The sequence below is a fragment of the Dietzia sp. IBK-p2-16D genome, from assembly GCF_057773085.1.
Window position 1 is genome coordinate 417,444 of the sequence record NZ_JBYMTL010000001.1, and the last position, 21,576, is coordinate 439,019.

Sequence of the window (21,576 nt, forward strand, 5' to 3'; positions counted from 1 at the left end):
TCCCGGCCCGGTCAGCCCCGGCCGAGCGCGGTCCGCAGCAGGGTGTCGAGCAGACCCGGGTAGTCCACCCCCGTCGCCGCCCACATCTGGGGGTACATGGAGATCTGGGTGAACCCGGGCATGGTGTTCACCTCGTTGATCACCGGCCCGTCGGCGGTGACGAAGAAGTCGACCCGGCTCAGCCCCCGGGCGTCCAGGGCGTGGAACGCCTCCACCGCCATCGCGCGCAGTCGTCCGGTCTCCTCGTCCGACAGGTCGGCGGGCAGGTCGAAGGTGGTGACGTCGTCGAGGTACTTGGTGTCGAAGTCGTAGAAGGCGTCGCCGTCCGACTCCCCGGCGGCACCGGTCGGTTCGCCGGGGATGTGCAGTTCGGCGGGCAGACTCGCCTCGACCCGGCCGTCGGGGTACTCGAGGACCCCGCACTCGACCTCACGGCCGACGATGGCGGCCTCGACGATCACCTTCGGGTCGAAGCGTCGCGCGGCCGCGATGGCCGCGTCGAGTTCCTCCGCACGGGAGACCTTGGTGATGCCGATGGACGAGCCACCGCGGGCCGGCTTGACGAACAGCGGGAGACCGAGGTGGTCGCGGTCCGCGGCCGAGAGCGTCTCCGTGCCCGGCCGCAGGACGACCTGCCGGCCGATCGGCAGGCCCGCCGCGCCGAGTACGACCTTGGTGAACTCCTTGTCCATCCCGGCCGCGCTGGCGAACACGCCGGGACCGACGTACGGGATCCCCGAGAGCTCGAGCAACCCCTGGATGGTCCCGTCCTCGGCGTGGGTGCCGTGCATGACGGGGAACACGACGTCCACCCGGGCGATCTCCTCGCCGGCGCGGTCACCATCCACGAAGCGCAGTACGCCGCGGTCGTCGACCGACACCCCGAGGGCGACCTGCGGGCGGTGCGGGTCGACCTGCGGCATTCTCCGGTCGACGATGCGCAGGTCGGACACGTCTTCCGGGCCGAGCGTCCACGCCCCGGTCTCGGTGATCCCGACGGGAATCACCTCGTAGGCGGAGCGGTCGAGGTGACTCATGACGGCGCCGGCGGAGACGCAGCTCACGGAGTGCTCGGAGCTACGACCGCCGTAGAGGACGGCAACGGTGATGCGGTTCACCGGGCCGAGGCTACTCGGGCTTCGTGCTCCGCCTCATGAGGCGCACCGCCACCTCGACGGCGTCGCCCCCTTCGTGACAGATCTCGTGGATCGCCTCGGTCAGCGGCATCTCCACCCCGACCCGCCGGGAGAGTTCGCGGATCGACGTGCAGGATTTGACCCCCTCCGCCACCTGGCCGTTGGTGGCCTCCTGGGCCTGCTCGAGGGTCTCTCCCCTCCCCAGACGCTCGCCGAAGGTCCGGTTACGCGACAGGGGGGAGGTGCAGGTGGCCACGAGGTCACCCAGTCCCGCGAGGCCGGCGAACGTCATCTGGTTGGCGCCCAGGGCCACACCGAGCCGGGTGGTCTCGGCCAGTCCCCGGGTGACGAGGGTGGCCATGGTGTTGTCGCCCAGCCCCATCCCGGTGGCGATGCCGCAGACGAGGGCGATGACGTTCTTCGTGGCGCCGCCGATCTCGCAGCCCACGACGTCGGTGTTGGTGTACGGACGGAAGTAGGGGGTGGAGAAGGCGTCCTGGAGTCGGGCCGCGCGCTCGTCATCCGTGCAGGCGATCACGGTGGCCGCCGGCTGCCCCTCGGCGATCTCCCTCGCGAGGTTGGGACCGGACAGGGCGGCGATCCTGCTCTCATCGATACCAGTGACCTCGGCGACGACCTCGCTGATACGCAGTAGCGTCCCGGTCTCGATCCCCTTGGCCAGCGAGATGACCCCGGCATCGGGCTCGAGCAGGTCGACCCAGTTCTCGAGGTTGCCACGCAGACTCTGTGACGGGACCGCCAGCACGACCTCCTCCGCACCCCTCAGGACGCGGGCCGGGTCGGTCGACGCGGTGACAGTCGCCGGGAGGACGATGTCGGGGAGGTACTTGGAGTTGCAGTGCTCCTCGTTGATCCCGGCCGCCACCTCGTCGCGTCGGGCCCACATCACGACCTCGGATCCGGCGTCGGCGAGCACCTTGCCGACCGCGGTCCCCCAGGATCCCGCACCCATCACCGCGATCCGCGCCATCATCGCCTCCCGACCGTCGTCATCCACCCGACCGCCCCAGAGGCGGATCGTGGTCAAACGCTACCCGGCGTCGGACGCGCGCGAGGCGCGGCTGGCAGGATGGCGGTCGATGAGCACAGCACGGCGCGGCCCGATGACGGTTGACGGGTGGACGATCGTCGTCCCCGTCAAGTCGCTCGACCGCGCCAAGAGCCGACTGGTCCCCGCCCTGAGCGCCGACGGCAGGCGGTCACTCGTCGTGGCGATGGCCGACGACGTGCTGAGGGCGTGTCGGGACACCCCCGGTGTCGCACGGGTCCGGGTCGTCTCGGCCGACCCCCGCGTGGAGGATCTCGCCGTGCGGTCGGGGGCGGAGTTCGTCCGGGAGCCCGCCGACACGCGCCGCCCGCACGTCGACCCCCTCAACCTCGCCCTGGACCTCGCACTCGCCGACGTCCCCGGTCCGGTCGGGGTGGTCGCCGCGGATCTCCCGGAACTGCGCCCGGACCACCTCGCGCGGATCCTGGACGTGGCCGGCAGACACCCGCACTCGACGGTGGCGGACCACCGCGGGGCCGGGACCACGATGGCCTTCTGGACCACCGCCCCCGGCACGCGCGTGTGCCGGTTCGGCATCGACTCCGCGGCTCGGTTCCGCGTCGGGGGCGGGGCGGTTCCGATCCCGGTGGAGGGTGATCTCGGCGCCGCCGCGCGGGATGTCGACCTCCCCGGCGACCTCGCGGCGTTGCCGGGGAGAACGGTCGGGACCGCCACCGCCGGGATGCTACGGGACCCCGCCGTCCGTCTCCTCGCCCACGCGACCGGGGTATCGGACACAATGGTCCCGTGACCGCCGAACCCAGCGCCCTCCAGGGATTGCCCCGACCCCGCGACCGTTACCTGAACCGTGAACTGAGCTGGCTCGACTTCAACGCCCGGGTCCTCGCACTCGCCGGGGAGAAGGACCTCCCACTGCTGGAGAGGGCGAAGTTCCTGGCGATCTTCGCGTCGAACCTCGACGAGTTCTACATGGTCCGCGTGGCCGGCCTCCAGCGCCGCGACAAGACGGGATTGTCGGTACGGTCCGCGGACGGCCAGACCCCCGCCGAGCAACTCGGCCGTATCAGCCGACGGACCCGGGAACTGTGCGACGAACAGACCCGGTTGTTCGAGGACGAGATCCGGCCGGCGTTGGAGGAGCGCGGGATCCGGATCCTGCCGTGGAGCGAGCTCACCGCGGACGAACGCTTCTCATTGGCGGAATTGTTCCGCAACTCGATCTTCCCCGTCCTCACCCCGCTGGCGGTCGACCCGGCGCACCCGTTCCCGTACATCTCCGGCCTGAGCCTGAACCTCGCGGTCATCATCCGCGATCTCGACTCGGGTCAGGAACACTTCGCCCGGGTGAAGATCCCCCACAACGTCCCGCGGTTCGTCCGGGTCGACCGGGGCGGACAGGACGACTACGTGTTCGTCGCGGCCGAGGACATCATCGCCGCGCACCTGCAGGATCTGTTCCAGGGCATGGAGGTCGTCGAGCACCACGTCTTCCGGGTGACCCGCAACGCGGACATGGAGGTCGAGGAGGACCGCGACGAGGACCTGCTGCAGGCTCTCGAGCGTGAACTCGCCCGCCGCCGCTTCGGATCGGCGGTGCGTCTGGAGATCGCGGAGGACACCACCCCGCGGATGCTCCGAATCCTGCAGCGTGAGCTCGACGTCGATTCGGCCGATGTCATCCGGTTCTCGGGCCTGCTGGACCTCACCGGGTTGTGGCAGATCCACGGTCTCGACCTGCCCGACCTCAAGGACACGCCGATGGTGCCGGCCACTCCCCCGGCGTTCGGTGAGCGGGAGACGGCCCGCAACATCTTCGCCTCCCTCCAGGAGGCCGACGTGCTCGTCGAGCACCCCTACGAGTCGTTCGCCACCACCGTCCAGCGGTTCATCGAGCAGGCCGCCGCCGACGACGACGTCCTGGCGATCAAGCAGACGCTCTACCGCACCTCCGGTGACTCCCCCATCGTCAACGCGCTCGTGGACGCAGCCGCGGCCGGCAAGCAGGTCGTCGCGTTGGTGGAGATCAAGGCCCGGTTCGACGAACAGAACAACATCCGGTGGGCCCGCGAGCTCGAGCAGGCCGGAGTCCATGTCGTGTACGGCCTGCTGGGTCTGAAGACGCACTGCAAGACCTGCCTCGTGGTGCGCAAGGAAGGCGACCGACTCCAGCGCTACGCCCACATCGGCACCGGCAACTACAACCCCAAGACGGCCCGGTTGTACGAGGACGTGGGTCTGTTCACCGCCGACGAGGACGTCGTGTCCGACCTGACGGACCTGTTCAACCACCTCACGGGGTTCTCCAACGTGAGCAAGTACCGGCGGCTGCTCGTGGCGCCGGAGGGCATCCGCTCGGGGATCATCGAGCGGATCGACCGCGAGATCGAGTTGGCCGCCGAGGGCCGACAGGCCGGTATCCGGCTCAAGGCGAACGCATTGGTCGACGAGCAGGTCATCGACGCCCTGTACCGCGCCTCCCAGGCCGGGGTGCCGGTCGACATCGTGGTCCGAGGTATCTGTTCCCTGCGGGCGGGTGTTCCCGGACTGAGCGAGAACATCCACGTGCGCTCCATCCTCGGTCGGTTCCTCGAGCACTCCCGGATCCTCCACTTCCGGGGCGCGGACGAGGCCCTGATCGGCAGCGCGGACATGATGCACCGCAACCTGGACCGCCGCGTCGAGGTGATGGTCACGGTCACCGATCCCCGGCTCAAGGCGCAGATCCACCGCATCTTCGACTCGGCCCTCGATCCGACGACCCGAAGCTTCCACCTCCGACCCGACGCGACGTGGACCCGCATGCCCGCGACGGAGGACTGGGCGGAGTCGGTGGACCACCAGGAACGGACGGCGGCCTTGCACGCGGGGTTCCGGGACCGATGAGCAGGAAGACCAAGGTCCGGGTGGTCCCCGCGGCGGGGGCGGTCCTGTACCGCACGGTCGACGACGCCCCCCTGTGTGCGGTGGTCCACCGGCCGCGTTACGACGACTGGTCCCTGCCCAAGGGCAAGGTCGACGCCGGGGAGTCGTTGCCGGTCACCGCGGTCCGGGAGATCGCCGAGGAGACGGGATTCACCGCGGTCCTACAGTCCCGGATCGGCACCACCGGCTACCCCCTCAAGGAGAACACCCGCAAGGAGGTCACGTACTGGTCGGCGAGGGCCTGCGAGGGGACCTTCGTACCGAACTCGGAGGTCGACGAGATCCGGTGGCTCCCGGTGGAGGAGGCCAAGGATCTGGTCTCCTACCCGTTGGACCGCAAGATCCTCACGCGCTTCTGCGCGGCCCGCCCCGCCGCGAAGACCCTGCTCGTCGTCCGGCACGCCAAGGCCGGCAGCAGGAGTCAGTGGAGCGGGAACGACGACCTCCGTCCGCTCGACAAGACCGGACGCGCGCAGGCCGAGATGCTCGCGCCGATGCTCCGGGCGTTCGGCGTGACCCGGTTGTACAGCGCGCCCAGGGTCCGGTGCGAACAGACACTCGCGCCGCTGGCGGACGAGCTCGGGGTGGGGATCGCCGTCGAGTCGTCGCTGAGCGACGAGGCCTACCTCGACGACCCGACCGCCGCCGTGGCGCGCCTGGCCGCGATCGCCAGCGGCGACGGCGTCGCCGTGGTGTCCTCGCAGGGCACCGCCATCCCGGGGATGATCCGGGACCTCGCGGGCCCTGCCGGCCTCGACGTCGGGGAGGCTTCGACCAAAAAGGCCGGGGCGTGGGCACTGGGGTTCGACGACGCGCGGCTGGTCCACGCCGACTACTACCCCAGCCCGCTACCGCTGTTCTGATCAGAGGTAGCGGGCCGGGCGGTCAGCTGACCTTCTCGCGGTGGGTCACGCCGTTCTTGCGCAGCCCCCCGAAGGACTGATGGGAGCTGGAGCGCTTCGCGGCGAGCCTGTCCTCGGGCAACGACTCCGTGCCCTGGATGACGGACTTGAAGTACTGCCCCGGTCGGAACACCGGGGAGTAGGTGGGCGGGACCGGGATGGACTCGCCCGTGTGGGGGTTACGGGCGACCCGGGCCGCACGCGACTTCTTCTCGAAGATCCCGAAACCCATGATGGTGATGGACTCCCCGGACGCGACCGTCCGGACGATGATGTCGAGAGTGTTCTCCAGCGCCTCGGTGGCGAGCTGGTGATCTCCGCCCATCCGGTCCGCCAGTTCGGCGATCAGGTCGGCTTTGTTCACGTGGGGATCCCCCTTCGGGTGAGTGATGCAGGCGCGGTACCGGTCCGCGCCGGACTAAACATAAGCATACTCACACGCTACTGCCAGCCGGGGGTATTTCGGACGTTAGTCCGAAACGACTTCTTACTTGCCGATCAGCGGGGGATCGTGACCGGCTTGAACGCCGGTCGTCCGCTCTCGAACTCCTCGATCCGGTCGGCTTCCCGCAGCGTGAGGCCGATGTCGTCGAGCCCCTCCATGAGTCGCCACCGGGTGTTGTCGTCGATGTGGAACGGCACGGTGACGTCGCCGGCGGTCACCGTGCGTGACACCAGATCCACGGTGAGTTCGATTCCCGGTCGCTCGTCCATGACCTTCCACAGGAGCTCGACGTTCTCCTGCTCCACCTGGGCGGCCACGAGGCCGGATTTGCCGGAGTTACCGCGGAAGATATCGGCGAAACGGGAGGAGATGACCACGCGGAACCCGAAGTCCATCAGTGCCCATACGGCGTGCTCGCGCGAGGAGCCGGTGCCGAAATCGGGACCGGCGACCAGGACGGAGGCGCGGTCGTACGGCGCCCGGTTGAGGACGAAGTCCGGTTCGCCCGCCCGCCAGGAGGAGAAGAGGCCGTCCTCGAAGCCGGTACGCGTGACCCGCTTGAGGTACTCGGCCGGGATGATCTGGTCGGTGTCCACGTTGGAACGACGCAGCGGGGCGCCGATGCCGGTGTGGGTGGTGATGGGCTCCATGAGATGTCAGGCCCCCTTCGCGGGCTCGAGGTCGACGGGCGAGGCGAAATGCCCCAGTACCGCGGTGGCCGCGGCGACCGACGGGCTGACCAGGTGCGTACGGGCACCCTTGCCCTGACGGCCCTCGAAATTGCGGTTGGAGGTGGACGCACACCGCTGCCCGGGCAGCAACGAGTCCGGGTTCATGCCCAGGCACATCGAGCAACCCGGCTGCCGCCACTCGGCACCGAACGCGGTGAAGATCTTGTCCAGGCCCTCCGCCTCGGCCTGCTCGCGCACACGCATGGACCCCGGCACGATCAGCATCCGCACCCCGTCGGCCACCGTGTGACCGTCGACGACCTCGGCGACCGCGCGCAGGTCCTCGATGCGACCGTTGGTGCACGAGCCGACGAAGACCACGTCCACGGGCACTTCCCGCATCGGGGTGCCGGCCTCCAGGTCCATGTACTCCAGGGCGCTCTCGGCGGCGATCCGTGCGCTCTCGTCGGTGAACGACTCGGGGTGCGGGACGGCGGCACCCAGCGGCACGCCCTGGCCGGGGTTGGTGCCCCAGGTGACGAACGGGGTGAGGGCGTCGCCGTCGATCATGACCTCTGTGTCGAACACCGCATCGTCGTCGGTCCGGAGGCCGTTCCAGTACCGCACGGCCTCGTCCCACTCGTCGCCCGTGGGGGCGTGCGGCCGCCCGTGGAGGTAGTCGTAGGTGGTCTGGTCCGGGGCGATCATGCCGGCCCGGGCGCCGGCCTCGATGCTCATGTTGCAGATGGTCATCCGCGCCTCCATCGAGAGCTTCTCGATGGCCTCGCCGCGGTACTCGATGATGTAGCCCTGCCCGCCGCCGGTGCCGATCTGGGCGATGACGGCCAGGATGAGGTCCTTGGCGGTGACACCGGGCTGCAGCTCGCCGGTGACGGTGACGGCCATGGTCTTGAACGGACGCAACGCCAGCGTCTGGGTGGCCATGACGTGCTCGACCTCGGAGGTGCCGATGCCCATCGCGATGGAACCGAACGCCCCGTGGGTCGAGGTGTGCGAGTCGCCGCACACCACGGTCATACCCGGTTGGGTCAGTCCGAGCTGGGGGCCCACCACGTGGACGATCCCCTGCTCGAGGTCACCCATCGGATACAGCCGGACACCGAACTCCTCACAGTTGCGACGTAGTGTCTCGATCTGGATGCGTGAGGTCTGGTCGGCGATGAGGTTGACCGCGCCGCCGACGATGTCGGTCGGGACGTTGTGGTCCTCGGTCGCCAGGGTCAGGTCCGGGCGGCGGAGCCGACGACCGGCCAGTCGGAGACCGTCGAAGGCCTGCGGGCTGGTGACCTCGTGCACGAGGTGGAGGTCGATGAACAGGAGGTCGGGTCCCCGGGACTCGCCCTCGCCCTCCCCCTTGACCACAACGTGGTCGTCCCAGACCTTCTCGGCCAGGGTCCGCGGTCGCGCGCCTGCGGGCACGGTCTCACTCATCACGCCTCCACTCCACGTCCTGATCAGATCCGATGGATTCTCACCATGTAGGACGATATAGTCGAACTGTGAGACAGTATAGCGGGATCGGAGTCCTCGACAAAGCGATGACGGTGCTCCACGCCGTGGCCGAACAACCATGCGTCCTGTCCGATCTGTGTGAGCGGACGGGCCTGCCACGGGCGACCGCCCACCGACTGGCCGTGGGGCTGGAGATCCACCAGCTCCTCTCCCGGGACGACGCCGGTGTGTGGAGCCTGGGGCCCGGTCTGGCCAAGCTCGCGGCGCACGTGTCCGACTCGCTGGCCGAGGCCGCCTCGACCGTCCTGCCCCGACTGCGGGAGGTCACGGAGGAGAGCGTGCAGGTGTACCGCCGGGACGGCGACCACCGGATCTGTGTGGCCTCCGCGGAACCACCGACCGGCCTGCGCGACACGGTCCCCGTCGGCGCGATCCTGCCGATGACGCGGGGCTCGGGCGCCAAGGTACTGGCCGCGTGGGCCGACCCCGCCACCCAGCGCACGCTGCTCGCGGACGCCACCTATACGGAGCGCCAACTCGCGGAGGTCAGGCGGCGTGGCTGGGCACAGTCCGTGGCCGAGCGCGAGGCGGGCGTGGCATCGATCTCCGCCCCCATCCGGGATTCCTCCGGGTCCGTGATCGCCGCGATCTCCGTATCCGGCCCCATCGACCGTATCGGTCGGCGCCCCGGCGTGAAGTGGGCCACCGACCTGCTCGCCGCCGCCGACGCGATACACAAACGGCTCTGACCGGTCCGAAACGTCGGCGCGCGAACCCGGCGCGTCAGGCGACGGCGACTAGGCGGGTCGCCGCCCGCGGGTGAGTCGCTCGAGCGCCCACGGCAGGCTGGTCACGCTGGGTTGGCGCACGGCCGCCACCAGGTCGCCGTCGCGCGGATCCACCCGCACCACCTGCACGCCCGTCCGCCGGAGGTCCCGGTAGGGAACGGGCTCGGGGCGGGAGTCCACGTCGAAGCCCAGCGCGCGGATCTCGGTGCCGAGTGGGGACTCCGCCGCGAGGGTGGCGACGGGGGTGTCGGGCCGGGCGCCTGTCCCGATGACGACGACGAGGGTGTCCACCCCGATACGACGCTGACCCCCGGCCCACTCCTCGAGCGCCCGCCCGGTCGAGGCGGCAGCGGGCGCGGGATCGCGGTCCACGGCGCCGGCCACCAGGTCGAGGTGATCCCGCCACCCGGGTCGCCCCTGCGGGTCGACGATCACCGTGGCCAGGCGCTCGTACCCCCGGAGCTCGGACTCGGTGACGTCCGCCGTGGCCAGGACGAACGCGTCGACCCCGAACGGCAGCAGCGACCGCAGACTCGGCAGCCCGGGGCCGTCCCACTCCGGAGACGGCGGCGCCGGCCGCATCCGCCACGGCCGCGGGCCCGTCCCGTCGACCGCCCACGCGGCCGTGGGCTCGCGGTCGAGAGCCTGCAGGACGTCGAGGTCGGCCGAGGAGAGTGCGATGAGACGGCGCGGCGGGGCGTCCGGCGTGGGTGTACGGATCGGACTCGGAGGGGCCAGCGGGTCGCCCGACGTGGTGGCCGGGCTCGTCGTCGTCGACACCACTCCAGCCCCGCACGCGGTGAGCCCGGCGAGCGACAACCCGCCACCGACGGCCAGGCGGAGGAGGTCGCGGCGAGAGGTCACGACGGAGATCCTGCCACGGCGACAAATGCGAGATGTCCCGGCTCGTCGACGTTGACGAACCGGGACATCTCTCGTGTACCCCCGATGGGATTCGAACCCACGCTACCGCCGTGAGAGGGCGGCGTCCTAGGCCGCTAGACGACGGGGGCTTGGCGCTCGACCACTATATCCGGAACGTGGACGGCGAACCAAATCGCCCCACCACCCCCATTCACCGGGTGCAAACATGCACTCGGTGCACTTAGTCGCTACGCTCGTGCCATGGATTCTCCCCCCGACCCCCACTCACTGCGCGACCGCAAGCGCAGAGCGACCATGGTCGCGATCGAGAACGCGGCCACCGCGCTGGTTCTGGAGAACGGGTACGACGCGGTGACGGTCGACCAGATCTGCGCGGCCGCCGAGGTCTCCAAGCGGACGTTCTTCAACTACGTCCCGTCCAAGGAGGCTGCCGTGATCGGCACGACCCCCGAGGACGTCCCGGAGTCCAGTCGGGCGGACTTCCTCGACCGGCCGGACCGGGACGTCCTCGACGCGTTGCTGCGCCTGTATCTCGCCGCCTTCGCGGCGACCCGCACCGCGGACAAGGACCAGACCGCGACACTGGCACAGCGCAGGCGCGCCATCTTCCGCGCCGAGCCCGAACTGGCGGCCGCGCGGATGACCGCCTCGTCGCGCTTCCAGCTGCGGCTGGCCGACCTGGTCACCACCCATCTCGACCGGCACCCGTCGCTCCGTCGCCTGGTCGGTGCCACCGTCGAGGCCGAGGCCCGGGCGTGTGTCGCCCTGGTCGCAGCGTCGGCGAACCTGGGCCTGTCCGCCTGGCTCACCCGCGACTCGGCCACCTTCGACGACCTCGACGACGACTGCGCGACCGCGCTGCGGCAGCTCGCGCTGCTCGTCAGTGCACCCCACACCCCCGCACCCACCACCCCACGTCCCGCCGGGAGCCCCGCATGAGCGAAATCGACGTCCGCACCACCTCCGCGGCGCGCGGGCCCGCGCCCGCGCCGGCACCGGGTCCGGCTCCGTCGTCGGCCCAGGTCACCCACAACGTGCCGCTGGTGTTCTCCTCACTGTTGTTGGGGATGCTCATCGTCTCCCTGGGGCAGATGATCTTCGCCACCGCCCTGCCGACGATCGTCGCCGATCTCGGCGGCGTGGACCGGATGAGCTGGGTCATCACCGTCTACCTGCTCACCATGACGATCGGCCTGCCGGTCTACGGCAAACTCGGCGACCAGATCGGACGCAAACCGCTCTTCGTCACGGCGATCCTCCTGTTCTCCGCGGGCTCACTGTTGGGCGCGCTGGCCTGGAACATCGACCTGCTCATCGTGGCGCGCGCCGTCCAGGGACTCGGCGGCGGCGGACTCATGGTGTTGTCCCAGGCGATCGTCGCCGACGTCGTCCCCGCCCGGCAACGCGGCCGGTACATGGGCATCATGGGCGCGGTCTTCGGACTGTCCTCCGTCCTCGGCCCGCTCCTCGGCGGGTTCTTCACCGAGGGGCCCGGCTGGCGCTGGGCACTGTGGTTCAACCTCCCGGTCTGCCTGGTCGCCCTCGTCGTGGCAGTGGTCTGGCTGCGCCTGCCCAACCGCGGGGCCGGACGCCGCACGGACTGGCCCGGCACGATCCTCATGGCGACCGGCACCACCGCCCTCATCCTCATCTCCTCCTGGGGTGGCAACCGTTACGGCTGGACGGACCCGATGATCCTCGGCATGGGGGCGCTGTTCCTGGTGTGCGCGATCGCGTTCGTCGTGGTCGAACTGCGCTCCGAGCATCCGTTGATCCCCATGACGCTGTTCTCCGAGAGGAACTTCTCGCTGGCGACCTCCGCCGGGTTGCTGGTCGGCGTCGCGATGTTCGGCTGCATGGCGTACCTGCCCACCTACATCCAGATGGTCCACGGTCTCGGCCCCACCGCCGCCGGCCTCATGATGACCCCGATGATGGCCGGGATGATGGGCACCTCCATCATCGTGGGCAACATCGTCAGCCGTACCGGCCGCTACAAGTGGTACCCGGTGGCCGGCACCCTCATCATGGCGGTGGGCCTGTGGCTCATCGGCTCTCTGGAGGCCGGCGATTCGCTCGTCCACCTGGCCGTGGTGCAGTTCGTCTTCGGCTTCGGACTCGGACTGTGCATGCAGCTGCTGGTGCTGATCGTCCAGAACACCTTCCCGATCTCCATGGTCGGCACCGCCACCGCCTCGAACAACTTCTTCCGCCAGATCGGCGGCACCATGGGTTCCGCGATCGTGGGGTCGCTGTTCGTCAGCCGGCTCGCCGATCTCATGAGTGAGCGGATCCCCGCGGCCGCGGCCGAGTTGGGCCCGGAGGGCGCGGCACTGGCCGAGAGCTTCTCGAACGGATCGGGTGCCTCGAACTCCATGACACCGGAGATCCTTGCCGGGTTGCCGGGCCCCCTGCACGACGCGATCGTGGGCTCCTACAACGACGCGCTGGTGCCCATCTACCACGTCGTCGTACCGCTCATCCTGCTCGCCACCGTCTTGTTGCTGTTCGTGCGGGAGGACACCCTGAAGGAGACCGTGGACTGAGCCCGCTCCCCTGCGCGGCACGGCGCGGCTCACCGCCGTGCCGCGCAGGGGTGAGGAGTCCGACACCGAATCCGAACGCGCCGCAACCGCCCCGTCACGCGCCCTCACTAGCGTGCGGGGCGTGACCACACCTCGTCAGACCGTCCTGCGGTTCCTCGCCGCGCCCACCGATGTCGGCACGGGCACGCAGGTGCACACCGGACGCATCCTCGAATGGATCGACAAGGCCGCCTACGCCCTGGCGGCGGGATGGTCCGGCGGCTACTCCGTCACGGCCTACGTCGGGAACATCCGCTTCGCCCGGCCGGTCATCTCCGGCGAACTCATCGAGGTCTCGGCCCGCCTCGTCCACACGGGTTCCACGTCGATGCACATCCAGTGCGACGTCCGCGCCTGCAACCCCACCACGCTCGACTACCGACACTGCGCCGAGTGCCTGGTGGTCTTCATCGCCGTCCGCGACGGCGCGCCCACCCCCGTGCCCCCCTGGACGCCCGCGTCCCGACTGGAGATCCACGAGTCCGACGAAGCGGTCATGCGCATCGGACTGCGCAAGGACATCGAACTGGCGATGGCGGAGCAGACGTATTCCACGCAGGGCACCGCGCCCCGCTCGATCCTCCGCTTCCTCGCGTCGCCAGGCGACGTCAACTGGGGCGGCAACGTACACGGCGGGCGCATCATGTCGTGGATCGACGACGCCGCGAACCTGTGCGCCGCCCACTGGTCGGGTACCCGGTGCACCTCCGTGTACGCCGGGGGCGTGAGGTTCTATCACCCGGTACGGATCGGTGACGTGGTGGAGGTGGAGGCGCGACTGCTGCACACGGGCCACGAGACCATGCACGTCTCGGTACACGTCCGGTCCGGGGAGACCACCTCACCGGAGCGGACGCTCACCACCCACTGCCTGACCGTGTGCGCCGCACTGGGGACGGACGGACGTCCCACCCCGGTCCCCCGGTGGTCCCCGGTCACGGCCGAGGATCACGCGCTGGACGACCACGCCCGGCACCTCATCCGCCTGCGCGGGCGGGGTCGTGTCAGCGGGCCGGTCCGGGCCCCGGTCTGAGGAGCGACGAGCGACCACGGGGCGCGGGACGCCGTGCCCCCCTAACCCCGACGAGAAAGGCGCCCGGAGCGATGTGCTCCGGACGCCTTCCTGTTGTACCCCCGATGGGATTCGAACCCACGCTACCGCCGTGAGAGGGCGGCGTCCTAGGCCGCTAGACGACGGGGGCTAGGACACGGATCCGCGAGGGGATCCGCTGTAGCGAGCGCTGTGACGCGCTCAGCTGGCCTACCAGGACTCGAACCTAGAACGACGGTACCAGAAACCGCTGTGTTGCCAATTACACCATAGGCCACTGCATTCACTTCTCCGCCCCTCGCGGGGCGCCTCGAAGAGACTATCAAACTACCGAGGGTGAATAGCAAATCGCCTGGTCAATCCGGCTGATTACCGGGTCGGGCCTAGTCTGCGACCGGCGCGGACCGCAGGCGGGACAGCGTCACCTCGCGACCGAGCAGCTCCAGCGACTCGAACAACGGCGGCGAGATATGCGATCCCGTGACAGCCACCCGCACGGGCCCGTAGGCCTTGCGCGGCTTGATGCCCAGGTTCTCCACCAGAGCGCCCGACAGTGCGGCCTCGATGGTCGGGGTCGTCCACTCCTCGACCGCCTCCAGCGCCGCGATCGCGGCGTCCACGACCTCACGGGCCTCCGCCTTGAGGTTCTTGGCAGCCGACTTCTCGTCGACCGTGAACGCGGACTCGTCCACGATGAGGAACCGGATGAGGTCCCACGCGTCCGACAAAACCACGATGCGGGTCTGGAGCAGGTCCGCGACCATCGCCCACCGCGGGCCGTCGAGTTCCTCGGGTAGCGTCAGCCCGTCCTCGGCCGGATGTGCGACGAGGTACTCGCGCAGGCGGCGGGCGAACTCGTCCGCCGGAAGCTGCCTGATGTGCTCGGCGTTGATCGCGTCGGCCTTCTTCTGGTCGAAGCGGGCCGGGTTGGCGTTGACCTGGCGCACGTCGAACGCGTCGACCATTTCCCGGAGGGAGAACACGTCGCGGTCATCCGAGAGCCCCCATCCGAGGAGTGCCAGGTAGTTGAGCAACCCCTCCGGCAGCATCCCGCGGTCGCGGTGGAGGAACAGGTCCGACTCGGGGTCGCGCTTGGACAGCTTCTTGTTGCCGTCCCCCATCACGAAGGGCAGGTGCCCGAACGAGGGGACCGCCTCGGCCACCCCGATCCGCATCAGGGCGCGATAGAGGGCGATCTGCCTCGGGGTGGAACTGAGCAGGTCCTCGCCGCGGAGGACGTGGGTGATCTTCATCAGCGCGTCGTCGACCGGGTTCACCAGCGTGTACAGGGGGATCCCGTTGGCGCGCGTGAGCACGAAGTCCGGCACCGTGCCCGCCTTGAACACGGTCTCCCCGCGGACCAGGTCGTCCCAGGACAGGTCCTCGTCCGGCATCCGCAGCCGGATCACCGCGCCGCGTCCCTCGTCGCGGAAAGCCTGCTTCTGCTCCTCGGTGAGGTCTCGGTCGAACCCGTCGTATCCGAGCTTGGGGTCGCGCCCGGCGGCCTTGTGCCGGGCCTCGACCTCCTCAGGGGTGGAGAACGACTCGTACGCCTCCCCCGCCTCGACGAGCCTGCGCACGACGTCGAGGTGCAGATCGCGACGCTCGGACTGGCGGTACGGCGCGTACGGGCCACCCACCTCGGGGCCCTCGTCCCAGTCCAGACCGAGCCACCGCAGCGCCTCGAGGATGGACTGGTAGGACTCTTCCGAATCCCGGGCGGCGTCGGTGTCCTCGATGCGGAAGACGAACGTGCCGCCCGTGTGCCGGGCGTGGGCCCAGTTGAACAGTGCCGTGCGGACGAGACCCACGTGGGGTGTTCCGGTGGGAGACGGACAGAAGCGGACGCGGACGTTCGAGGCGGTCATGGGGACCATCCTAGTGTCGGTCCCGGGTCGCACCCCCGGCGAGGACCGGCCTAGGATCGGCGGGTACCCGTGGCCGCCACCGTGTAGGCGGGATCCACGCTGGAGTCCGAACCGAGGGAGGCGTGCCGTGGCGTCTGGGCACCATCCCGACGTCGCACGCCCGGTGACCGCCCCGGACTTCCTCCTGTCCCGTCCGACCGGTTCGCTGCGCACCCAGGGTGCCCTGAACTCGTTCACGGATCCGGCGGACGCGGCCCTGGCCCTGCGCTCCGGGGCCAGCGGACTGGTGGTCGGCGCGATCGGGTTCGAGCCCGACGCGCCCGCGGCCCTGGTCGAACCCGACGTGGTGGTCCGCGTAGACGGGCCGCTGGAGCCCCCCGCCTACTTCCGCCGGATGCGCACCCGCGCCCACGTCGCCCGGGAGATCCCCACGGCATTGGAGCACCGATCCCGGGTATCCACCGCGATCGCCGGAGTGCGCTCCGGCGAGATCGACAAGGTGGTGCTGGCCAGGGCCGTCCGTCTGGCGTCCGATGAGCCCATCGACCCTCATGCGGTGTGCGCGGCTCTGATCGACTCCAGCCCCGCTGCGGACGGCTACCTGGTCGACCTCTCCCCCGCCGGTGGGGCCTACGCCGGCCGGGTCCTGGTGGGCTCGAGCCCGGAGTTGCTCGTCCGCCGTCGTGGCGACCTGGTGGAGTGTCACCCCCTGGCCGGCTCCGCACCACGGTCCGCCGACCCCGCCACCGACCAGGCCGCCGGACGGGCCCTGCGCGCTTCCGGGAAGGACGCCTCCGAGCACGCGTTCGTCGTGGACTCGCTCGCACGGGCGCTCGGCCCGCTCTGCACTGATCTCGAGATCCCCGATCAGCCGACCCTGACCTCCACCCGCGAGATGTGGCACCTCGGCACGCGTATCCGGGGACGTATCGCCGACCCCCGCACGACCTCGCTGGACCTCGCCCTCGCCGTTCACCCCACCCCCGCTGTGTGCGGGACCCCGACGGACGGGGCGCGCAGGGTGATCGCGGCGATCGAAGGGGATCGGGGGTTCTACGCCGGGGCCGTCGGCTGGTCCGACGCCGACGGCGACGGCGACTGGATGGTCACCATCCGGTGCGCCGAGATCGACGCGGACCGCTCGGGGGCGATCGCCTGGGCGGGCGGCGGCCTGGTCGCGGACTCCCAGCCGGACGACGAGGTGGCGGAGACCGGCGCCAAGCTCCGCACCATCCTGCGGGCGTTCGGAGCCGACTAGCGAATCGGGGCTCCCGGTCCGTGGGCCGGAGCCGGCCGGGACGGGATCTACCTGTCGACGACGGGGTTCGTCAGGGAGCCGATCCCCTCGATCTCGACCGTCACGCGGTCTCCGGGCAGCATGGGGCCCACCCCGGCCGGGGTGCCCGTGAGGATCACGTCGCCGGGCAGGAGCGTCATGACTCGGCTCACGTACTCGACGATCTCGCCGACGGTGTGCATGAACTGGGACGTGTTGCCGTCCTGGCGCACCTCGGACGTGCCGTCGGAGTGGGTGAGGGTGACCCGGACGTCCAGTCCGTTGGGGTCCAGGTCGGTGACGATCCACGGCCCGAGTGGGCAGAACGTGTCGTAGCCCTTCCCACGCGTCCACTGTCCGTCCGACAGTTGCTGGTCCCTGGCGGTGACGTCGTTGGCGCAGGTGTATCCGAGGATGACCTCATGGGCGCGGGCGGCGGCGACATCCCGACACGGCTGCCCGATCACCACGGCCAGCTCGCCCTCGTGGTCGACACGCTCGGAGCTCGGCGGGTACGCGATGGCCGCCTCCGGGCCGATCACCGAGGTGTTGGGCTTGAGGAAGATCAGCGGCTCCGCCGGGGCCGCCGACCCCATCTCCTCGGCGTGGTCGGCATAGTTCTTGCCCACGCACACGACCTTCGACGCCAGGATCGGGGCGAGCAGACGCACGTCGGCCAGCGGCCAGTCCCGTCCGGTGAACTCGGGGGTACCGAAGGGGTGCTCGGAGATCTCGGCGCAGATCAGTGAGGACGGGTCGGAGATGTCTCCGCGGACCTCGACGAAGGCGAAACCCTGCGGGTGGGCGATACGGGCGAGACGCATACCCGCGATCCTAGGCGGTCCGTAGGTCGCGCAGCGTGCGCGCCCCGCGGTCCCGGAGTTCGGAGACCTGTGCGAGATACAGCTCCGCGCAGGCGAGGGCGTCCACCAACGGGTCGTGTGCCCGGTAACGGGGTAGGCCGTACCGCTCGCGGGCACCCCAGAGCCGCAGTCGCTCGGGAGACGGGTCCGCGGTGAACCCCATGTCGACGCCTCCGCCCAGGACGCGGCGGTGCAGTTCGAGGGTGTCGACGGACTCGAGCGGCGGGCGCACCCCGTACGTGCGCCGACACACTGCGCCGAGGAAGTCGACTTCTATCGGACTGTAGTGCGCGACCAGGATCCTCCCGGTGAGCGCAGTGAAGACCCGGTCCAGCACGTCGACGACGTCGGCCCCCGCCGCCACCCTGTCATCCGTGAGCCCGTGCACCGTGGCGCTCTGGCCCACCCCGTCGTCGTCGTCGCCCGGGCGGTGATCCGGGCGCACCACCATCGACCCCGCGCCGCCCAGGTCGATCCGGTCCCCGTCGATCGGGATGAACCCCACGGCCAGCACCCGGTCGTGGCGCGAATCGAGTCCCGTGGTCTCCACGTCCACCGCGAGCAGCGACAACTCCTCGAGCGGCGTGTCCGGATCCGGCGTGGGTGTCTCCAGAAATCGTCGCAGCGGTCCGTCGGGGGCCCGCCGCGCGGCCCGGCGACGACGACCCGCCGAGGTCAGCCGTTGCAGCACCATCACATCTGCCCCACCCGGTATCTGATCGCCAACGCGCTCTGCGCCCCGGCGATGATGCGGAACGCCGCCCTGAGCCGGTGGCGGTCTTTGGTCCCGAAGGTCGAGGGGTCCACGTTGTTGTCGAGGGCCGACCCCTCGCTGATCTGCCGTCCGTGGTGCCGGGAGGCCAGTCCACGCAGGAACCGGAACGCCTCGATGAGGTTCTCCGCATCCGACCGGGCGATCACCCCGGCCGTCGCCGCAGCGTCGAGCCGGTCGATGGTCGACACCTCGTCGAGGCCCGCGGACAGGGCGTACAACCGGGCGATCTGGACGACGGGCGCCACTCCCCCGGCCTTGAGGTCCAGGGTGTTGCGGTACTCCCCACGACGCGCGACGACCAGACCGCGCAGGAATCCGAGGGGAGGTTGCCAGTCGCACGCTATCCGGGCCAGGTGGGCCTGGAAACGGGGACTGCCCTGGGAACGCACCACCGTCTCCCGCCGGACCCGCTCCGCGAGCGCGGTCTCCCCGTGCACGGGGCGCAGGTCGAAGAAGACCTGGCTGTGCAGCACCGATTCGGCCTCCGGGGCTCCCACCCAGTCCCGGACCGTCTGCTCCCAGTCCGAACAGGTCCGCCGCCACCGGGGATTGGTCGCCATGACCTCACCCGGACACAGCGGGAAGCCGGCCCGGTCCAGCCCCGTGCAGACACGCTCCGCGAGTGCAGCGAAGTACGCGTCCGCGCCGGCTCCCGCAGCGGCCCGGTCGTCGAGGATCAGCGCGTTGTCCTGGTCACTGGCCACCCCGAGCTCACCGCGGGCCTGGGAGCCGAGTCCCACCCAGCAGTACGGCACCGGTGGCGGGCCGAGCTCGGACTCGGCGAGCGCGATCAACCGTCGGGTGGCCGCGTCGGCGGTGGCGGTGACGACACGGCCGATGTCCCGCGGCGTGGTCCCGCGGCGGACGAACTCGGCGACCAGCGGCAGCAACCGCGCGGACAACTCGGCCACCCCGTCGGCATCCTGGGCCCGGGAGATCCGCGCGGCCAGATACACGGGGTCCGCCTGGGCGAGGCGCAGCAGGTCCCCGCTCGTGACCATCCCCACCGGAACACCGTTCTCGCACACCGGCAGGTGGTGGACGCCCTTCTCGATCTGGAGCAGTGTCGCGTCGAACGCGCGGGTGCCCGCGTCCACCGAGACCGGGTCGGGGGTCATGATCGTCGACACGGGTTGCCCGGTGTCACCACCGACCGCGACCACCTTGGAACGCAGGTCACGGTCGGTGAAGATGCCCACCACGCGCCCGTCCCGCACCACGAGCAGCGCGGAGACGCGTTCCCGCGACATGATCTGCGCCGCTTCCAGGATCGTGGTCCCCGGGGCGGTGGTGACCGCGTCGCGGATCAGGAGATCCCCCACCGGGGTGCTCAGGGGGTCCCCGCCGGCCGCGGCGACGCGCGCCGAGGCCAGATCCTGCCGGATCCGGTCACTGCGCTCGCCGAAGAAATCCCGGATGCTCGGATACTCGGCCGCGAGCTCGTCGAAGACCGCCCGCGGCATCTCCAGCAACAGGGTGTCCGCGACCGCCTCCATGCGGTACCGCGACGTGCTGGGGCGGGTCAGCGTCGAGTAACCGAAGCAGTCACCCTCGTCGCGGGCGTCGAGCAGGGCACCATCCGGATCGCACACCTCGACGGCACCCGTGCGGATGATGTGCAGCGTGTCATTGGCGGCCCCCGCGTCGATGATGACCGTCCCCCGACGGTGATAGCGCTGACCGAGCCTCGCCGGCAGGCGGTCGAGTACGTCCCCGGGCAGTTCGTCGAACGGGGCACAGCGCGCGAGGAAGTCCCTCACCTCGGCGAGTTCGACATCCATGCCACCACTGTGGACGCCGACGGCCCGCGGCGTGATCACTTCAGGTGATTCACACCCGCGGGCCGCGGGGCCGGACGTGGGGTCAGCCGGGCGGGGTCTGACCGCTGACGGCCGCGACGATCCGGTCGCCCACCTCGGAGGTGACGATCGGCGCGTCGCCGCGCGACCCGAGGTCGGCCTCGACGGCCGCCTCGACGCGGTCGGCCTCGCCCGTGTGCCCCAGGTGGCGCAACAGCAGTGCCACCGACAGGATGGCGGCGGTCGGGTCCGCCTTGCCCTGGCCGGCGATGTCCGGGGCCGAACCGTGGACGGGTTCGAACATGGACGGGTTGGTCCCCGAGGCGTCGATGTTGCCCGACGCCGCGGTGCCGATGCCGCCGGTGACCGCGGCCGCCAGGTCCGTGATGATGTCGCCGAAGAGGTTGTCGGTGACGATCACGTCGAACCGGGACGGGTCCGTGACCATGTAGATGGTGGCGGCGTCGATGTGGCAGTAGTCGACTTCGACACCGGGGAACTCCGGAGCCACCTCGTCGACGGTGCGCTGCCACAGCCCACCGGCGTTGACGAGGACGTTGGTCTTGTGGACCAGCGTGAGTTTGTTGCGCCGCGACTGCGCGCGGGCGAACGCGTCGCGGACCACCCGCTCGACGCCGTATCGGGTGTTGACCGAGGTCTCGGTACCGATCTCGTGCGGGGTGCCGACGCGGATCGCGCCACCGTTACCGGTGTAGAGGCCCTCGGTGCCCTCGCGGACCACGACGAAGTCGATCTCGCCCGGGTTCTTCAGTGGCGTGGCCGACCCCGGGAAGAGCCGGGAGGGCCTCAGGTTGACGTGGTGGTCTAGTGCGAACCGGAGCGGCAGCAGCATGCCTCGCTCGAGCACACCGGCCGGCACCGACCGGGGGTCACCGATGGCACCCAGCAGGATCGCGTCGTGCGTCCTGAGGCTGTCGATGTCGGCATCGGTGAGGGTCTCACCGTTGCGCAGGTAGCGCCGCGCGCCGAGGTCGTACTCGGTCGTGGAGACGCCGGGCACCAGGGCGTCGAGCACCCGGAGCGCCTCGGCCGTGACCTCGACGCCGATGCCGTCGCCGGGGATGACTGCGAGCTTCATTGCTGTGT

Annotated in this window: 19 protein-coding genes and 3 tRNA genes; 8 read left to right on the forward strand and 14 right to left on the reverse strand. The window is 70.2% G+C overall.

The window, feature by feature from the left end; genetic code table 11:
• Positions 1-11 precede the first annotated feature (11 nt).
• Together AC3DE3_RS02035 and AC3DE3_RS02040 are read right to left on the reverse strand one after the other, a co-directional pair.
• Positions 12-1,118: a D-alanine--D-alanine ligase family protein gene (locus AC3DE3_RS02035; protein WP_260487751.1), complete on the reverse strand. Its 1,107-nt coding sequence runs from the start codon at positions 1,116-1,118 to the stop codon at positions 12-14.
• Between the two features lie 10 nt (positions 1,119-1,128).
• Positions 1,129-2,127 carry an NAD(P)H-dependent glycerol-3-phosphate dehydrogenase gene (locus tag AC3DE3_RS02040; protein WP_260489134.1) on the reverse strand — a complete coding sequence of 333 codons (999 nt, stop codon included), beginning with the start codon at positions 2,125-2,127 and terminating at the stop codon, positions 1,129-1,131.
• A 109-nt stretch (positions 2,128-2,236) separates the two neighbouring features.
• Here AC3DE3_RS02040 and cofC point away from each other — a divergent pair, with 109 nt between their 5' ends.
• Genes cofC through AC3DE3_RS02055 form a run of 3 tightly spaced genes read left to right on the forward strand, consistent with a single transcriptional unit; the run spans position 2,237 to position 5,951 of the window.
• Positions 2,237-2,956, forward strand: coding sequence for a 2-phospho-L-lactate guanylyltransferase (cofC, locus tag AC3DE3_RS02045; protein ID WP_260487752.1), 720 nt, complete (start codon positions 2,237-2,239; stop codon positions 2,954-2,956).
• Positions 2,935-5,049 carry an RNA degradosome polyphosphate kinase gene (locus AC3DE3_RS02050; RefSeq protein ID WP_396119731.1) on the forward strand — a complete coding sequence of 705 codons (2,115 nt, stop codon included), beginning with the start codon at positions 2,935-2,937 and terminating at the stop codon, positions 5,047-5,049. The genes cofC and AC3DE3_RS02050 overlap by 22 nt, the downstream gene beginning before the upstream one ends.
• Complete coding sequence (locus tag AC3DE3_RS02055) at positions 5,046-5,951, forward strand: NUDIX hydrolase (protein WP_260487754.1); 906 nt, start codon at positions 5,046-5,048, stop codon at positions 5,949-5,951. The genes AC3DE3_RS02050 and AC3DE3_RS02055 overlap by 4 nt, the downstream gene beginning before the upstream one ends.
• A gap of 22 nt (positions 5,952-5,973) precedes the next feature.
• Here AC3DE3_RS02055 and AC3DE3_RS02060 read toward each other — a convergent pair whose 3' ends face one another.
• The 3 genes from AC3DE3_RS02060 to leuC form a co-directional block, all read right to left on the reverse strand.
• Entirely contained in the window at positions 5,974-6,354 is a 381-nt protein-coding gene (locus AC3DE3_RS02060; RefSeq protein WP_260487755.1) for an HU family DNA-binding protein, read from the reverse strand.
• A 134-nt stretch (positions 6,355-6,488) separates the two neighbouring features.
• Positions 6,489-7,085 carry a 3-isopropylmalate dehydratase small subunit gene (leuD, locus tag AC3DE3_RS02065; protein WP_260487756.1) on the reverse strand — a complete coding sequence of 199 codons (597 nt, stop codon included), beginning with the start codon at positions 7,083-7,085 and terminating at the stop codon, positions 6,489-6,491.
• 6 nt (positions 7,086-7,091) lie between these two features.
• The gene (gene leuC, locus AC3DE3_RS02070) at positions 7,092-8,558 is read right to left on the reverse strand and encodes a 3-isopropylmalate dehydratase large subunit (protein WP_260487757.1); all 1,467 of its coding nucleotides are present in this window, start codon (positions 8,556-8,558) and stop codon (positions 7,092-7,094) included.
• Between the two features lie 68 nt (positions 8,559-8,626).
• Here leuC and AC3DE3_RS02075 point away from each other — a divergent pair, with 68 nt between their 5' ends.
• Positions 8,627-9,328 (forward strand): IclR family transcriptional regulator, encoded by a 702-nt coding sequence (locus AC3DE3_RS02075; protein ID WP_260487758.1) that lies wholly within the window; start codon positions 8,627-8,629, stop codon positions 9,326-9,328.
• A gap of 48 nt (positions 9,329-9,376) precedes the next feature.
• Here the strand turns inward: AC3DE3_RS02075 and AC3DE3_RS02080 are convergent, their stop codons facing one another.
• Positions 9,377-10,231: an ABC transporter substrate-binding protein gene (locus tag AC3DE3_RS02080; protein ID WP_488368793.1), complete on the reverse strand. Its 855-nt coding sequence runs from the start codon at positions 10,229-10,231 to the stop codon at positions 9,377-9,379.
• A gap of 76 nt (positions 10,232-10,307) precedes the next feature.
• Positions 10,308-10,380: transfer RNA gene (locus tag AC3DE3_RS02085), tRNA-Glu, on the reverse strand.
• Between the two features lie 112 nt (positions 10,381-10,492).
• Between AC3DE3_RS02085 and AC3DE3_RS02090 the strand changes: the two genes are divergently transcribed.
• From AC3DE3_RS02090 to AC3DE3_RS02100, 3 genes are all read left to right on the forward strand, one after another.
• A complete protein-coding gene (locus AC3DE3_RS02090; RefSeq protein WP_488368794.1) occupies positions 10,493-11,191 on the forward strand; it encodes a TetR/AcrR family transcriptional regulator in 699 nt (232 codons plus the stop codon).
• On the forward strand, positions 11,188-12,798 hold the full coding sequence (locus AC3DE3_RS02095; RefSeq protein WP_488368795.1) for an MDR family MFS transporter: 1,611 nt from the start codon (positions 11,188-11,190) through the stop codon (positions 12,796-12,798). Before AC3DE3_RS02090 ends, AC3DE3_RS02095 begins: the two co-directional genes overlap by 4 nt.
• Positions 12,799-12,919: 121 nt before the next feature.
• Positions 12,920-13,870, forward strand: a complete 951-nt coding sequence (locus AC3DE3_RS02100) for an acyl-CoA thioesterase (RefSeq protein WP_488368796.1) — start codon at positions 12,920-12,922, stop codon at positions 13,868-13,870.
• 96 nt (positions 13,871-13,966) lie between these two features.
• On the opposite strand, the gene AC3DE3_RS02105 is transcribed toward AC3DE3_RS02100, so the two are convergent.
• From AC3DE3_RS02105 to gltX, 3 genes are all read right to left on the reverse strand, one after another.
• Positions 13,967-14,039 (reverse strand) — tRNA-Glu (locus AC3DE3_RS02105).
• 54 nt (positions 14,040-14,093) lie between these two features.
• A tRNA-Gln gene (locus AC3DE3_RS02110) sits at positions 14,094-14,165 on the reverse strand.
• 106 nt (positions 14,166-14,271) lie between these two features.
• The gene (gene gltX, locus AC3DE3_RS02115; RefSeq protein ID WP_488368797.1) at positions 14,272-15,756 is read right to left on the reverse strand and encodes a glutamate--tRNA ligase; all 1,485 of its coding nucleotides are present in this window, start codon (positions 15,754-15,756) and stop codon (positions 14,272-14,274) included.
• Between the two features lie 127 nt (positions 15,757-15,883).
• Here gltX and AC3DE3_RS02120 point away from each other — a divergent pair, with 127 nt between their 5' ends.
• On the forward strand, positions 15,884-17,014 hold the full coding sequence (locus tag AC3DE3_RS02120; RefSeq protein WP_488368798.1) for an isochorismate synthase: 1,131 nt from the start codon (positions 15,884-15,886) through the stop codon (positions 17,012-17,014).
• A gap of 47 nt (positions 17,015-17,061) precedes the next feature.
• Here AC3DE3_RS02120 and AC3DE3_RS02125 read toward each other — a convergent pair whose 3' ends face one another.
• From AC3DE3_RS02125 to AC3DE3_RS02140, 4 genes are all read right to left on the reverse strand, one after another.
• On the reverse strand, positions 17,062-17,856 hold the full coding sequence (locus tag AC3DE3_RS02125; protein ID WP_488368799.1) for a fumarylacetoacetate hydrolase family protein: 795 nt from the start codon (positions 17,854-17,856) through the stop codon (positions 17,062-17,064).
• Positions 17,857-17,866: 10 nt separating this feature from the next.
• Positions 17,867-18,589: an exonuclease domain-containing protein gene (locus AC3DE3_RS02130; protein ID WP_488368800.1), complete on the reverse strand. Its 723-nt coding sequence runs from the start codon at positions 18,587-18,589 to the stop codon at positions 17,867-17,869.
• Entirely contained in the window at positions 18,589-20,451 is a 1,863-nt protein-coding gene (locus tag AC3DE3_RS02135) for a DUF294 nucleotidyltransferase-like domain-containing protein (protein WP_260487767.1), read from the reverse strand. Before AC3DE3_RS02135 ends, AC3DE3_RS02130 begins: the two co-directional genes overlap by 1 nt.
• Positions 20,452-20,533: 82 nt before the next feature.
• Positions 20,534-21,568 (reverse strand): 3-isopropylmalate dehydrogenase, encoded by a 1,035-nt coding sequence (locus AC3DE3_RS02140; RefSeq protein ID WP_260487768.1) that lies wholly within the window; start codon positions 21,566-21,568, stop codon positions 20,534-20,536.
• Positions 21,569-21,576 lie beyond the last annotated feature (8 nt).

Coding starts and splice junctions, on each gene's coding strand:
- AC3DE3_RS02040 (WP_260489134.1), bottom strand. CDS start 2,127: ATGGCGCGGATCGCGGTGATGGGTGCGGGATCCTGGGGGACCGCGGTC.
- cofC (WP_260487752.1), top strand. CDS start 2,237: ATGAGCACAGCACGGCGCGGCCCGATGACGGTTGACGGGTGGACGATC.
- AC3DE3_RS02055 (WP_260487754.1), top strand. CDS start 5,046: ATGAGCAGGAAGACCAAGGTCCGGGTGGTCCCCGCGGCGGGGGCGGTC.
- leuD (WP_260487756.1), bottom strand. CDS start 7,085: ATGGAGCCCATCACCACCCACACCGGCATCGGCGCCCCGCTGCGTCGT.
- leuC (WP_260487757.1), bottom strand. CDS start 8,558: ATGAGTGAGACCGTGCCCGCAGGCGCGCGACCGCGGACCCTGGCCGAG.
- AC3DE3_RS02090 (WP_488368794.1), top strand. CDS start 10,493: ATGGATTCTCCCCCCGACCCCCACTCACTGCGCGACCGCAAGCGCAGA.
- AC3DE3_RS02095 (WP_488368795.1), top strand. CDS start 11,188: ATGAGCGAAATCGACGTCCGCACCACCTCCGCGGCGCGCGGGCCCGCG.
- gltX (WP_488368797.1), bottom strand. CDS start 15,756: ATGACCGCCTCGAACGTCCGCGTCCGCTTCTGTCCGTCTCCCACCGGA.
- AC3DE3_RS02125 (WP_488368799.1), bottom strand. CDS start 17,856: ATGCGTCTCGCCCGTATCGCCCACCCGCAGGGTTTCGCCTTCGTCGAG.
- AC3DE3_RS02130 (WP_488368800.1), bottom strand. CDS start 18,589: ATGGTGCTGCAACGGCTGACCTCGGCGGGTCGTCGTCGCCGGGCCGCG.
- AC3DE3_RS02135 (WP_260487767.1), bottom strand. CDS start 20,451: ATGGATGTCGAACTCGCCGAGGTGAGGGACTTCCTCGCGCGCTGTGCC.
- AC3DE3_RS02140 (WP_260487768.1), bottom strand. CDS start 21,568: ATGAAGCTCGCAGTCATCCCCGGCGACGGCATCGGCGTCGAGGTCACG.